We start from the raw sequence: 13,699 nt of genomic DNA, 5'->3' as shown, positions 1-13,699 counted from the left end.
CGTTGGAAGACGGTGGGACCGTGAACGCCGTGAACGCCGTCGTCGAACACCATGCAAGCCGTCGGGAGTTGAGGACATGGCACGGAAACGCACCCCCAACCGCGCCCTGGACAACCTGCTTGACCAGGCACGATGGACCAGGACCCAGCTCGCACAGCAGGTGAACCGCCTCGGCCCTCAGGCAGGAATCGACCTTACGTACGACCGCACGGCAGTCGCGCACTGGATTGCAGGGGTCCAGCCAAAGCCCGAGGTCAGGGCATTGATCGTCGAGGCTCTCTCGGCGCGGCTGGGACGACCCGTCACCCACGCGGAAGCCGGCCTGGAACCCGCGCCGTCACTCATGAGGTCCCCATCCGCCGACACTGTCGAGGAGCTGATCGACCTCGGAAGGGCAACCATGGATCCGTCCCGCCGCAGCCTGCTGGCTGCCACGGTCTTCTCTGCCGCTCTGTCAGTACCCGCGTTCACCCTCCCCGCGCGAGCGATGGCCGAATCTGTGACTCCAGGCAAGAAGACTGTTCGTATCGGCTCTTCACAGGTCCAGTCGATCCGCACCATGACCGACCGGATCGCGGACATCCTCGACGAACTCGGCGCCGGGCATGCGATGCCCATGGCGTCCGCGTTCCTTGTCAACACCGTCGGCCCCTGGCTCCAGGCACAGGCCACGGAGCCTGTCCGCAAGGACATGCTGGCCGCCGCATCCGACCTCACGTACCTGACCGGCTGGATGGCCATGTACGAGAAGGCCCACGGCCTCGGGCAGCGCTACTACCTCCAAGCCCTCGGCCTGGCGCGCGAGGCGGAGGACCACATCACCTACTGCAGGACCCTGCGCGGCATGTCCCTCCAGGCCTCCAACCTGGGATACGGTCCCAAGGCCCTGGAACTCGCGGACTCCGCAGCACAAGCAGCCCCCTCTGCGGGCCCGCGTCTCGTGGCGTTCCTACGCGGCCAGCAGGCACACTCCGCGTCCATGGTGGGCCTGAAGCAACAAGCCCACGCCCGCCTGAAGGAGGCGGAGGACGCGCTGTCGAAGGCGGACAACCGCAGGGATGCGATCGGCGGCTACGACCAGACCGCCTACCTCTTCCACGTCTCCCACGTCCTGTACGAGGAGAAGGATTTCGCGGGTTCGATCAAAGCCCTGAAGCAGTCGATCCGCCTTCAGCCGAAACAGGAACGCCAAGGCCGCGTGCACTCTTACGCCCTGCTCGCACAACGCCAGCTGCGCGTCGGCCACCTGGACGCAGCCTGCGAGAGCTGGTCACGGTTCCTGGACGAGTACGAACACGTCTCGTCCAACCGCGGGGACGACCATTTCCGCACGATGAGCACGGAATTGCGCCGACACCCGACTGCCCGCCCTGTGCGAGAGCTTGCGCTCCGCGCACGCGGGGTGGCTGCGGCCAAGGCTGCGTGAGGTTCGATCGATTCACGAGCGTCGGCGCATGCGCCCTGGTGACAGTGAAGGACAACGAACGCGATGACTGACCGAACCCTCTCGAACGCGGAATTACCGAACGGCTGGCGGAAGTCCTCCTACAGCGGCAATGAGGGCGGCAGCTGCCTGGAGGTCCTGGACAGCCACCCCGCAGGTGTCCCTGTCCGCGACTCCAAGGCTCCCGAGGGGCCCACACTGGTCTTCCTGTCGGCTGGCTGGACGTAGAGACAGACTTCAGGCAGGTACTTCGCGTCCAGTTTGACCCGCTTCGCCTTGCGGTCCTCTTCGCACTTCAGCTTGATCGCCTGCGCGACAAGATCGAGCGGCTTGCGCCCGCTGTCCGCCTTGCGGTTGGCGATGTGCATCTCCACCGGGACCTTTCCGGCCTGCGGGACGCCCTGGTCCTTGAGGATGTCGAGATACGACGGCTCAGTCACCTTGCCCTCGGTGAAGATGAAGACCTGGCGCCTGCGCTTTCCGCCCCGCGGGGCCGGACGCTCCCACGAGTCCTTGCCCCTCTGCGCCCGCCCCATCAGTCGCGGTCCGCTCGATCGCCTGTCTCGTCGTACCGGCCAGCCTCACGTGCCGCCAACAGTCGTCGCGCGATCTGCCCCTCCAGGAGAGCCGGAACCGCGCCGAAGGCCCCCGCGAGATACGACTGCGTGAGGTCCTCGTCCTCGCCCGGCTCCACATCTGTGAGCGGATACAGCTCGGTCCCCCCGTCCTTGTCCTTCTGCGTCAGCCAGACCTGTCCGGGATCGAGGAGCCGCTCGCCACTCGGGGTGGTGAGCACCGTCGCGTCGTGGGACGTGAAGACCAGCTGAGCCCCTTTGGGATTCGCGTAAGCGTCGTGGAAGAGCCGGACGACCTCTGCGGCGAAGCGGGAGTGCAGGCTGGCGTCGAGTTCGTCGACGAGCAGGACCGCGCCTTCGTCGAGGGCGAGAAGCAGAGGACCCAGGAGGGCGAACCAGGAGCGGGTGCCGTAGGACTCCTCCTGCCAGTCGAAGGAAACGTCCCCGGCGGCCGAATGGTGCGTCAGCTTCACCGCGTCCTGGCCCGGACCGTCCTGGACGACCGTCGCTCCTGTGATGCCGAGGTCTGCGACCCTCAACAACTCCTGGATTCTGGCGGCTCTCGGACCCGACAGTTCCTTCGTGGTGTACTGCGCGCGCTCGTCCCGCTCGACCTCAGGGCTGATCATCCAGAAATTCCGGCGGAACCAGTGGAAGAGCGGAGAGAGCTGCGGGTGGTTGTCCGTGCCCGCCGTGGAGAGCAGCAGTGCGTTCGGCCGCGTACGCCGTACGAGCTGGGCCCGGTCCCTGACCCGTCCGCCGGGCCACTTGAAGACATCCGGCCGGGAGGCGTCGCGGTCGAGCCATTCCTGACGGTGGCCCTTCGGATAGCTGTGCAGCCATTCGGACTCGACACGGCTGGCGCCGAGCTCGAAGCCGTACGTCCAGCGGACCGAGTCGATGACGACGTCGACCTCGAAGAAGGAGGGTTCGCTCTCGCTCTTGGGGTTCAGAGCGAAGACCTGGCGCGGAATGCCGTCGTAAGAGGCCCAGCGGGCGTAGGAGTTGAGGACCGCGTTGCGCATGTCGGTCATCGCGGTCAGCACATTCGACTTACCGGAGGCGTTGGCCCCGAAAATGCCGATCAGTGGGAGTACGGAGACGGAGCCGCCGCCTACAAGATCCACTGGGTTGGCCGACCCGCTCTGTCCGTCGCCATGCGCGACGAAGGACAGCTCCTGCTCGTCTCGCAGGGACCGTACGTTCGCGACGCGGAACCGCAGCAGCAAGCTGTCCTCTCCGGGCTCAGAGTAGTGGCCGCGTCCGACATCGGCCCGACCGAGACGCCTGCGACCTCACGGAACATATCCCGTGCAGGTCACCACGGACAGCCGATCGGGTGATCAATCCGAGCCCAGATGCGTCGGCGCGAACATCCGCAGCAGGGCCGGGAGTACGACCACCGAGGGGCCGGGGGCGGCCAGGGCCTTCGCCAGGTCCGTCTCCAGGGTCTCCGGGGTGGTGCGGACGGCGGGGACACCGAAGGACTCGGCGAGGGCCACGTAGTCGGGGCGGGACAGTTCCGTCGCCGTGGGCTCGCCGAACGCGCCGGTCATGTACTCGCGCAGGATGCCGTAGCCGCCGTCGTCGACGATCAGCCAGGTGACCGGGAGGTCGTGCTGCCTCGCCGTCGCCAGTTCCGCGATGGAGTAGAGGGCGCCGCCGTCGCCGGACACCGCGAGGACCGGGCGGGTCGGGTCGGCCGCGGCCGCGCCGAGCGCCGCCGGGAAGCCGTAGCCGAGACCGCCGGCGCCCTGGGCCGAGTGCATGAGGTTGGTGCCCTGCGGGTCGAAGGCCGACCAGGCCCAGTAGGCCAGGATCGTCATGTCCCAGAAGGAGGGGGACGTCCGCGGGAGAGCCCGGCGGACCGCCGCCAGCACGCCCTGTTCCAGGGTGAGTTCCTGGGCGGCGATGCGCGCCGAGACCCGGGACAGCAGCTCCCGTACCCGGTCGGCCGCCGTGTCGTCCGCGCGCGGCGACACCGTCTCCAGCAGGCCCTGGAGCCCGAGCCGGGCGTCCGCGTGGATGCCGAGTGCCGGGTGGTTGGACTCCAGCTTGCCGAGGTCCGCGTCGATCTGGACGACCCGGCCCCGGGGCTTGAACGTGTGGTAGTTCGAGGAGAGTTCGCCCAGGCCCGAGCCCACGACCAGGAGGACGTCCGCGTCCTCCAGGAAGTCCGTGGTGTGGCGGTCCTCCAGCCAGGACTGGAGGGAGAGCGGGTGGTTCCAGGGGAAGGCGCCCTTGCCGCCGAAGGTGGTGACGACCGGTGCGTTCAGCGTCTCGGCCAGCTGCCGCAGCTTGCCCGAGGCGTCCGCCCGTACCACTCCGCCGCCCGCGATGATCGCCGGGCGGGCCGCACGGGACAGCAGGTCGGCCGCCACCGCGGTCAGTTCGGGGCGCGGCGGCAGCTCGTCCGGGGTGGCGTCCATCGCCGTCACCACCGGGAGCGGCGTCGGGGCCAGCAGCACGTCCTGCGGGATCTCCACCCACACGGGGCCGTGCGGGGCGGAGAGGGCCGACTTCCAGGCCGCCGCGAGAGCGGAGGGGATCTGCGACTGGGTGCGGACGGTGTGGACCGACTTCACCACGCCCCGGAAGGAGGCCGCCTGGTCCGGGAGTTCGTGGAGGTAGCCGTGACGGCCGCCGCCGAGGCCGGCGGTCGGGATCTGGCTGCTGATCGCCAGCACCGGCGCGGAGGCCGAGGCCGCCTCCTGGAGGGCCGCCAGCGAGGTCAGCGCTCCTGGGCCGGTCGACAGCAGCAGCGGGGCCGCCTCGCCGGTGATCCTGCCGTACGCGTCCGCCGCGAAGCCCGCGTTGTTCTCCACCCGCAGGCCGACATAGCGCAGCGACGAGCGGCGCAGGGCGTCGAACATGCCGAGGGCGTGCTGGCCGGGCAGTCCGAAGACCGTCGTCGCGCCGAGCCCGGCCAGCGTCTCCACGACCAGGTCCCCGCCGTTGCGGCCGGCCGGAGGGTTCAGTGCGGCTGCGGTCTGCGCCTCCGTCGGGCGGAGTACCAGGTCGTGGTCGTGGGTCACTTCGAACGAGCCTCGGCAATCTGTCGGGTCATGATCGTGGTCAGTTCGTACGCCGTGTGCGAGGCCGCCACCGACGTGATCTCCGCGTGGTCGTACGCGGGGGCCACCTCGACGACGTCCGCCGACACCAGGTTGCAGGAGGAGAGTCCGCGCAGGATCTCCAGCAGTTCCCTGGACGTCATACCACCGGCCTCGGGCGTGCCGGTGCCCGGGGCGTGAGCGGGGTCCAGACAGTCGATGTCGATCGAGATGTACAGCGGGCGGTCGCCGATGCGCTGGCGCAGCTGGTCGGCCACCTCGTCGGCGCCCCGGCGGTAGATGTCCGCCGAGGTCACGATGCCGAAGCCCATCTTCTCGTCGTCGGTCAGGTCCTGCTTGCCGTACAGCGGGCCGCGGGTGCCGACGTGCGAGAGGGCGGAGGTGTCGAGGATGCCCTCCTCGACCGCCCGCCGGAACGGGGTGCCGTGCGTGTACTCGGCGCCGAAGTAGGTGTCCCAGGTGTCGAGGTGGGCGTCGAAGTGAAGGAGCGCGACCGGGCCGTGCTTCCTGGCGACGCTTCGCAGCAGCGGGAGCGCGATGGTGTGGTCGCCGCCCAGGGTCATCAGGCGGGCGCCGGTGCCGAGCAGCTGGTCGGCGGCGGCCTCGATGGTCTCGACGGCCTCGTTGATGTTGAAGGGGTTCACGGCGATGTCGCCGCCGTCCGCGACCTGCGCCAGGGCGAAGGGGGACGCGTCCTGCGCCGGGTTGTAGGGGCGCAGCAGCCGGGACGCCTCACGGATGGCGTTGCCGCCGAAGCGGGCGCCCGGCCGGTACGAGACACCGGAGTCGAACGGCACGCCCACCACCGCGACGTCGGCGGTGCCGACCTCGTCGAGGCGGGGCAGCCGGGCGAAGGTCGCGGGACCGGCGTACCGCGGGACGCGGGAGGAGTCGACGGGGCCGCGGGGCGTCTCGTTGCTGCTCATGGGGTCATGCCTTCTTTCCTACGCTTCGTCGCGTATGCACTGCTTCTGGCTACGACTTTACTGGCCGGCCGGGACCGGTTCGGACACGAGTTCGGAGGCCGCGCGGCCCGCGAGCCGCTCCCGCCAGTTGGCCAGCACGGCCGCGTCGGTCGGCCTGGTCGCCAGGGAGACGGCGACATACGCGGCCAGGGAGGAGAGGAGGCCGTAGTAGACGGGCTCGTTGGCGAGGATGCCGTAGCCCGCCATCAGGCCGATCACCGCGAGGCCGCCGACGGTCACGGCGGCGAGGGCGCCCTGGACCGTGCCGCGCTTCCACAGCAGCCCGCCGAGGATCGGCACCAGGAGGCCGCCGACCAGCAGGTTGTAGGCCACGGTCAGCGCCTCGACGACGTTGTTGAGCGCGATGGCCGTGCCGATCACCCCGACGCCCATGATCAGGATGAAGACGCGGTTGCCCCGCACCTCGTCATGGTCACCGGACCTGCCCTTGCCCCGGATCCGCGACCAGATGTCGTTGTTGGCGACGGTCGCGCAGGCGATCAGCGCGCCGGAGGAGGTCGACATGACCGCGGCCAGCGCGGCGGCCAGCACCAGCCCCCGCACCCCGACGGGGAGTTCGTCCTTGACGATGGTGGCGAAGGCGTCGTCCGGGCTGCCCAGCTTCGGGTACAGCACCTTGGCGGCGGTACCGATCACGGCGCCGGCGAGGGCGTACACCAGGCAGTAGGTGCCGGCGACGGTGCCGCCCCACTTCGCCGTCCGGTCGCCCCGGGCCGTGAACACGCGCTGCCAGATGTCCTGCCCGATGAGCATCCCGAACGTGTAGATCAGCACGTAGGTGAAGATCGTCTCGCCGCCGATGCCCAGCGGGTCGAAGTACGCCGTCGGCAGCTTGGCCTTCATCTCGGCGAAGCCGCCGGCCTTGACCACCGCGATCGGCAGCAGCAGGAGCAGCACGCCGATGGTCTTGACGACGAACTGCACCATGTCCGTCAGCGTGATCGACCACATGCCGCCGAGCGTCGAGTAGGCGACGACGATCGAGCCGCCGATGACGATCGCGAGCGTCCGGTTCATGTCGAAGAGGACGTCGAAGATCGTGGCGTACGCGATGGTCGAGGTGACGGCGAGCATCAGGGTGTACGCCCACATCACGACGCCCGAGATCACGCCCGCCCGGCCGCCGTACCGCAGGTCCAGCATCTCGGAGACCGTGTACACCTTGAGGCGGGCGATCCGGGCCGAGAAGAAGACCGACAGGGCCAGCAGCCCGAGGCCGATGGTGAAGACCATCCAGGCACCGGAGAGGCCGTACTGGTAGCCGAGGCCCACGCCGCCGATGGTGGACGCGCCGCCCAGGACGATCGCGGCCATGGTGCCGGAGTACATGGCGGGGCCCAGGCGGCGGCCCGCCACCAGGAAGTCGCTCTTGGACCTGGCACGGCGCATGCCCCACCAGCCCATGGCCAGCATGCCGGCCAGATAGATCACGATCACTGCGTAGTCGACGGCCACAGGGCCCTCCTTCGCTGGGGGTCTCGCCGGCGGGTGACGGACACCGACACTAGGTGGCCGGAAAGCGGCTGCGAAGTGTACGTTTCATCTATTCGAGCCCCACCGGATGGAGAGAACGCACACCATGCCGGACCCCGCTGTTCCGCCCACGCCCCCGGTGCCCCTCGCGGCCCTGCTGGCCCGTGAGGACCTCGCCCTGCGCCAGATCGCCGGGCCGTCCGACCCGTCCCTGGTGGTCCACTGGGCGCACACCTCGGAGATGGCCGACCCGTACCCCTACCTGCTGGGCGGGGAGCTGCTGCTGACCGCCGGGGTGCACATCCCGGACGCCGCGGGTTCGGGCACCTACTTCGACGACTACGTGTCACGGATCGTGGCGGCGGGCGGCGCCGCCCTCGGCTTCGGCGTGGCCCCCGTCCACGACACGGTCCCGCGCGCGCTCGTCGCGGCCTGCGACGCGTACGACCTCCCGCTCGTCGAGGTCCCGCCGGGGACCACCTTCTCGGCCGTCGCCCGCGCGGTCTGGCAGCTGATGGCCCAGGCCCGCCTCGCCGAGCTGCGCCGGGTCACCGAGGCCCAGCAGAGCCTCGCGGCCGCCGCCGCCCGCCCCGACCCGGTGCCGTCGGTGCTGCGGCAGCTGGCCCAGCGGGTGGGCGGCTGGACGGCCCTGTACGGCCCCGAGGGAGCGGAGATCGCCTCGGCGGGACGAGAGCCGGAGGCACCGGTACGCGGCTCGCTGGCCGAGCTGACGGAGGTGGTACGACCCTCAGGCCCGGGCACCCCCACCTCGGCGACCCACGCCACGGCAGGCATCCACCTCGCGGCCTACACCCTCAGCACCGGCTTCGTCCTCGGGGTGGCCACCCCGGCCCGCGAACCGGGCGACCACACCATCGCCTCGGTGGCCACGGTCCTCCTCACCCTCCTCACCGGCGAACAACACAGCGGCTCGGGCGCGTCCCGCAACGCGGCACTCGTACGGCTCCTGCTGGGAAGCACTCCGGAGGAAGTGACACCGCTGCTGGGCAGGGGGGACACCTGGTTCGTCGTAGACGCCTGCCGGAACGACCAACGGGACGGTCCCCACCTGCCTCTAGGGGCGCGGGACCCAGCCGATATGCGGCTCCGCCGCGGGGCGCGACCAGCCACGAACCACCCGCACCCGCCCGACCTCCTCACCGCCACCGCACTAGGCGCCTCACTCGGCTCGACTCTCATCGACCCCGTAGGGGAAGTCATCCGCATCCTGCTCCCCAGCAACCGAGAACCCGCACAACAACCCGGCTGGACCCTAGGCGTCAGCGCCCCCGTCCCCGCCCACCAACTCCCGGCCGCCGCCGCGCAAGCGACCCGCGCCCTGGCCCGCGCCCGAGCGACCCGCACCCCCCTGGTCCGGCACAACACCCGACCCGCACTGGGCGACCTGATCCCGGCAGACGAGGCCCACGCCCACGCCCGCGCCCTCCTCGGCCCCCTCGCGGAGCACCCCGCCCTCGTCGACACCCTCCGCACCTGGCTCTCCCTGCACGGCAGTTGGGACCGCACGGCGGTGGCACTCGCCGTCCACCGCAACACCGTGCGCCAGCGCATCGCCCGCTGCGCGGCGCTGCTCGGTGCCGAACTCGACGACCCGGACGTACGGATGGAGCTGTGGTTCGCGCTGCGGCAGGAGTGAGTGACGCACGTCCCAGCGGGCGATACGCAGGGAAATCGCACAGCGCCCTGCCTCACAATGGAGCCATGCCGATACCCGGGACACCCAGCCGCGCCGAGCTCGTCGAGCACCTTGTGAAGACCCGTATCGCGGGCGATGTCGCCACGCCCCGCGAGAACAACCTGCTCCACTACCGCAAGCTGGCCAACGGCGAGCGCAACTGGTGGCTCGGACTGGAACTCGGCGACCGCTGGACCGACGAGCAGGACGTGCTGGCCGTGATGGCCGAGCGGGTCGGGGTGAACGACGACCCCGAGTACCGGTACGGCCAGGACACCATCGATCCCGAGCTGACCGTGGACGGCCTGAACCGGCTGGCGGCGCGGCTGCGCAAGGCGGCCGAGGGGCAGCAGCGGGTGCTGTTCGCGACCGGGCACCCCGGCGGTCTGCTGGACGTGCACCGGGCGACGGCGGAGGCGCTGCGCGCCGCCGGCTGCGAGATCGTGGTCATCCCGGACGGGCTGCAGACGGACGAGGGATACGTCATGCAGTTCGCCGACGTGGCCGTCCTGGAGCACGGGGCGACGCTGTGGCACACCCACTCCGGTGATCCGATGAAGGCCATCCTGGGCGGGCTCGAGCGCGAGGACCGCCCGCGGCCCGACCTGGTCGTCGCCGACCACGGCTGGGCGGGGTACGCGGCGCAGGTGGGCCTGGACTCGGTCGGATACGCCGACTGCAACGACCCGGCGCTGTTCCTCGCCGAGGCGGAGGGCACCCTCCAGGTGGCCGTACCCCTCGACGACCACGTGCTCAGCCCGCGGTACTACGACCCGATGACCGCGTACCTGCTGTCGGAGGCGGGGCTGGCGTAACCGCGCCGGACCGCGCGAGGTGCGGCCCCCGCGCACGGGAACCGCACCTCGTGGCCTGGCCTAGACCCTGAATTGGCTTGGTGTCTGTTCGCGTCCGGTCGGCTCAGAACCCGAACCCGCCGTAGCCGAAGCCGCCGTAGCCGAGGCCGCCGAAGCCACTGACGCCGTACCCGACGGTGGGGACGACCACGACGGGGACGACCGCGACGGGGGCGAAGCCGTAGCCGCCGTAGCCGTAGCCGCCGTAACCGCGGCAGTTGTTGAATCCGCCGCCGAAGCGGGAGTTGCAGCCGAAGCCGCCGGTGACCACGCTCTGGTGAGTGGAGGCGGGGGCCGCCGAGGCGGTGCCCGCGGCGCCGATCGCGGCTCCACCGGCCAGCATCAGGCCGGCGGCGGACATCGCGGCGATGCGCCTCGCGCGCTGTACTCGCATGGGAAATACCTTTCTGCCGGACTTACGTCCGCTACGCGGCACGTCCGCTATGCGGCACATGCACTGTGCGGCATTTCACTCATAGAGCTTAATCTCGGACAAGTCGCCCGGCACTTCGGGCGCTCACCGCCCGTGATCGGCCGAGGTCGCGGGCCCCGGGGTGGGGTCCAGGTAGACCCGGCCGATCATGGGGACCGCGGCCCGCAGCCGCTGTTCGGCCCGTTCGCAGGCCCACTCGATCTGGGCCGCCGTCGACACGTCCCGGAAGTCCACCTTGGCCGCGACCAGCGCCTCGTTCGGGCCCTGCACCAGGGTGGTCAGCTCCAGTACGGCCACGATGTGCTCGGACTCCAGCAGCTCCGCCCGGATCCGCTCCCGCACGGCCTTCGGCAGCGGCCGGCCGATGAGGAACTCGGCGTTCGAGCGGCCCAGCACCCAGGCGACGTACAGCAGGAGCAGGCCGATGAGGAGGGAGGCGAGGCCGTCCCAGACGCCGGAGCCGGTGAGCTGCCCGCCGAGCAGGCCGCCGGCCGCGAGCACCAGGCCGACGAGCGCCGCCGAGTCCTCCATCACCACGGCCTTCACGGCGGTGTCGGGGGTGCGCCGGAGATACAGCTTGAACGACACCCGGAACCGGGCCGCCTCCCCGTACGCCTGCTTCAGCCCCGTACGCAGGGAGAATCCCTCCAGGACGAAGGCGACCGCGAGGACGATGTACGACACCAGCGGGTTGCCCAGCTCCTCGCCCGCGGTCAGGGTGTGGATGCCGTCGTAGAGGGAGAAGACCGCGCCGCCGACGAAGGTGGCGACGGCGGCCAGCATGGCCCAGATGTACCGCTCGGGGCCGTAGCCGAACGGATGGTCCTCGTCGGCGGGTTTCTCGCTGCGTTTGAGCGCGGTGAGCAGCAGCAGTTCGGTGACCGTGTCGGCGACCGAGTGCGCCGCCTCGGAGAGCATCGCGCTGGACCCGCTGATCACCCCGGCGACCGCCTTGGCGAGGGCGATCCCGAGGTTGGCGACGGCGGCGACGATCACCGTGGCGGTGCTCTCGCCGCCGCTCTGTTCGGCGGTCTGTTCGGCTTGGGACATGCCCCCAGTTCTACCTGGGGACGCGGACCACACCCTCCTGGATCACGGAAATAGCCAGTGAACCGTCCTGGGTGTGGATCCGGGCCTGGCCGAGCCCGCGGCCGCCGTACGCCGACGGGGACTCCTGGTCGTACAGCAGCCACTCGTCGGCGCGGAACGGCCGGTGGAACCACATGGCGTGGTCCAGCGAGGCGCCCACCACGTCCCCGACGGCCCAGCCGCCGCGGCCGTGCGCGAGCAGCACGGAGTCCAGCAGGGTCATGTCGGAGACGTACGTCGCGAGCACGACGTGCAGCAGCGGGTCGTCGTCGAGCTTGCCGTTGGTCCGGAACCAGACCTGACTGTGCGGCTCACGCGGCTCGCCGAACTTCCCGTACGGCGGTTCCTCGACGTACCGCAGGTCGATCGCCTCGCGGGCCTCCAGGAACTTCTCCACGACGGCCGGGTCCAGGTGGTCGTAGCCGCGCAGCCGCTGCGCCGAGGTGGGCAGGGTCTCCGGGTCGGGCGCGGGCGGCATCGGGGTCTGGTGGTCGAGGCCGTCCTCGTACACCTGGAAGGACGCCGAGAGGGCGAAGATCGGCCTGCCGTGCTGGACGGCGACCGCGCGCCGGGTGGTGAAGGAGCGGCCGTCGCGGATCCGCTCGACGGTGTAGACGATGGGCGCGCCCGGGTCACCGGGGCGCAGGAAGTACGCGTGCAGCGAGTGGGCGTGCCGGTCCGCCGGGACCGTGCGCCCGGCGGCGACCAGCGCCTGGGCCGCGACCTGCCCGCCGAACACGCGCGGGACGACGGCGGACCGGGACTGGCCGCGGAAGATGTTCTCCTCGATCTGCTCCAGGTCGAGCAGATCGAGGAGATCGTTCAGTGCCTCGTTCATGGCACCTTTTCTACTGGCCGGTAATTGCGGGGACCTTACAGGCCCATGTCCTTCGCGATGATCGTCTTCATGATCTCGCTGGTGCCACCGTAGATGCGGTTGACGCGGTTGTCCGCGTACAGGCGGGCGATCGGGTACTCGTTCATGAAGCCGTAGCCGCCGTGCAGCTGGAGGCAGCGGTCGATCACGCGGTGGGCGACCTCGGTGGTGAACAGCTTGGCGCTGGCGGCCTCGGCCGGGGTCAGCTCACCGGCGTCCAGGGCCTCCGTGGCGCGGTCGACGACGGCCTCGGCCGCGTCCACCTCGGCCTGGCAGGCGGCCAGCTCGAACTTGGTGTTCTGGAAGGCGGCGACGGGCTGGCCGAAGACCACCCGCTCCTGCACGTACTGCTTGGCGAACCGGACGGCGGCCTTGGCCTGCGCGTAGGCGCCGAAGGCGATGCCCCAGCGCTCGGAGGCGAGGTTGTGGCCGAGGTAGTAGAAGCCCTTGTTCTCCTCGCCGAGGAGGTCCTCGACGGGCACCTTGACGTCGACGAACGCCAGCTCGGCGGTGTCGGAGGTCTTCAGGCCGAGCTTGTCGAGCTTGCGGCCGACCGAGTAGCCCTCGGCCTTGGTGTCGACCACGAAGAGGGAGATGCCGTGACGGCGGTCCTCCTTGGTGGGCGCGGAGGTGCGGGCGCAGACGATCATGCGGTCGGCGTGCACACCGCCGGTGATGAAGGTCTTGGCGCCGTTGAGGACGTAGTGGGTGCCGTCCTCGGAGAGCTTGGCGGTGGTCTTCATGCCCGCGAGGTCGGAGCCGGTGCCCGGCTCGGTCATCGCGATGGCCCACATCTCCTCGCCGGAGACGAACTTCGGCAGGTACTTCTTCTTCTGCTCGTCGTTGGCGAGCAGCTTTATGTACGGCAGGCCGAGCAGCACGTGCACGCCGGAACCGCCGAAGGAGACGCCGGCGCGGGCGGTCTCCTCGTACAGGACGGCCTCGAACTTGTAGGAGTCGATGCCGGCGCCGCCGTACTCCTCGTCGACGCGGATGCCGAAGACACCCAGCTCGGCGAGCTTGTAGTAGAAGTCGCGGGGCGCCTGACCGGCCGCGAACCACTCGTCGTACACGGGTACGACCTCGGCCTCGATGAAGGCGCGGAGGGTCTCCCGGAACGCCTCGTGATCCTCGTTGAACAACGTACGGCGCACGGCCGCCACCTCCAGGCACGGTTCATCTGTCTAAGCGCTTGCTC

At 70.2% G+C, this 13,699-nt stretch carries 12 protein-coding genes; 4 read left to right on the top strand and 8 right to left on the bottom strand.

Annotated elements, in window-relative coordinates:
- Window positions 1-76: 76 nt before the first annotated feature.
- Both ACGFZQ_RS01570 and ACGFZQ_RS01565 read left to right on the top strand, forming a co-directional pair.
- Window positions 77-1,426 (top strand): hypothetical protein, encoded by a 1,350-nt coding sequence (locus tag ACGFZQ_RS01570; protein WP_393838675.1) that lies wholly within the window; start codon window positions 77-79, stop codon window positions 1,424-1,426.
- Window positions 1,427-1,489: 63 nt separating this feature from the next.
- Window positions 1,490-1,672, top strand: coding sequence for a DUF397 domain-containing protein (locus tag ACGFZQ_RS01565; RefSeq protein ID WP_393838674.1), 183 nt, complete (start codon window positions 1,490-1,492; stop codon window positions 1,670-1,672).
- Window positions 1,673-1,979: 307 nt separating this feature from the next.
- Here the strand turns inward: ACGFZQ_RS01565 and ACGFZQ_RS01560 are convergent, their stop codons facing one another.
- The 4 genes from ACGFZQ_RS01560 to ACGFZQ_RS01545 form a co-directional block, all read right to left on the bottom strand.
- Window positions 1,980-3,248 (bottom strand): ATP/GTP-binding protein, encoded by a 1,269-nt coding sequence (locus tag ACGFZQ_RS01560; protein WP_393838673.1) that lies wholly within the window; start codon window positions 3,246-3,248, stop codon window positions 1,980-1,982.
- 114 nt (window positions 3,249-3,362) lie between these two features.
- Window positions 3,363-5,054 (bottom strand): thiamine pyrophosphate-binding protein, encoded by a 1,692-nt coding sequence (locus ACGFZQ_RS01555; RefSeq protein WP_393838672.1) that lies wholly within the window; start codon window positions 5,052-5,054, stop codon window positions 3,363-3,365.
- Window positions 5,051-6,019 (bottom strand): agmatinase, encoded by a 969-nt coding sequence (speB, locus tag ACGFZQ_RS01550; protein WP_393838671.1) that lies wholly within the window; start codon window positions 6,017-6,019, stop codon window positions 5,051-5,053. Before speB ends, ACGFZQ_RS01555 begins: the two co-directional genes overlap by 4 nt.
- Before the next feature lie 57 nt (window positions 6,020-6,076).
- A complete protein-coding gene (locus tag ACGFZQ_RS01545; protein ID WP_393838670.1) occupies window positions 6,077-7,534 on the bottom strand; it encodes a sodium:solute symporter in 1,458 nt (485 codons plus the stop codon).
- 124 nt (window positions 7,535-7,658) lie between these two features.
- Between ACGFZQ_RS01545 and ACGFZQ_RS01540 the strand changes: the two genes are divergently transcribed.
- Together ACGFZQ_RS01540 and ACGFZQ_RS01535 are read left to right on the top strand one after the other, a co-directional pair.
- Window positions 7,659-9,209, top strand: coding sequence for a PucR family transcriptional regulator ligand-binding domain-containing protein (locus tag ACGFZQ_RS01540; protein ID WP_393838669.1), 1,551 nt, complete (start codon window positions 7,659-7,661; stop codon window positions 9,207-9,209).
- A 65-nt stretch (window positions 9,210-9,274) separates the two neighbouring features.
- The gene (locus ACGFZQ_RS01535) at window positions 9,275-10,063 is read left to right on the top strand and encodes a phosphatase (protein WP_393838668.1); all 789 of its coding nucleotides are present in this window, start codon (window positions 9,275-9,277) and stop codon (window positions 10,061-10,063) included.
- Window positions 10,064-10,166: 103 nt separating this feature from the next.
- Here the strand turns inward: ACGFZQ_RS01535 and ACGFZQ_RS01530 are convergent, their stop codons facing one another.
- From ACGFZQ_RS01530 to ACGFZQ_RS01515, 4 genes are all read right to left on the bottom strand, one after another.
- On the bottom strand, window positions 10,167-10,496 hold the full coding sequence (locus tag ACGFZQ_RS01530) for a hypothetical protein (protein WP_393838667.1): 330 nt from the start codon (window positions 10,494-10,496) through the stop codon (window positions 10,167-10,169).
- 123 nt (window positions 10,497-10,619) lie between these two features.
- Window positions 10,620-11,585: a cation diffusion facilitator family transporter gene (locus ACGFZQ_RS01525; RefSeq protein WP_393838666.1), complete on the bottom strand. Its 966-nt coding sequence runs from the start codon at window positions 11,583-11,585 to the stop codon at window positions 10,620-10,622.
- Window positions 11,586-11,595: 10 nt separating this feature from the next.
- Window positions 11,596-12,462: an acyl-CoA thioesterase gene (locus ACGFZQ_RS01520; RefSeq protein WP_393838665.1), complete on the bottom strand. Its 867-nt coding sequence runs from the start codon at window positions 12,460-12,462 to the stop codon at window positions 11,596-11,598.
- A 35-nt stretch (window positions 12,463-12,497) separates the two neighbouring features.
- On the bottom strand, window positions 12,498-13,655 hold the full coding sequence (locus tag ACGFZQ_RS01515; RefSeq protein WP_351690714.1) for an acyl-CoA dehydrogenase family protein: 1,158 nt from the start codon (window positions 13,653-13,655) through the stop codon (window positions 12,498-12,500).
- Window positions 13,656-13,699: the final 44 nt, after the last annotated feature.

Source organism: Streptomyces sp. NPDC048254, from assembly GCF_043201895.1.
GTDB lineage: Bacteria > Actinomycetota > Actinomycetes > Streptomycetales > Streptomycetaceae > Streptomyces.
The sequence above is the reverse complement of the archived record's forward strand: the minus strand, read 5'-3'. Positions and strand labels throughout refer to the sequence as shown.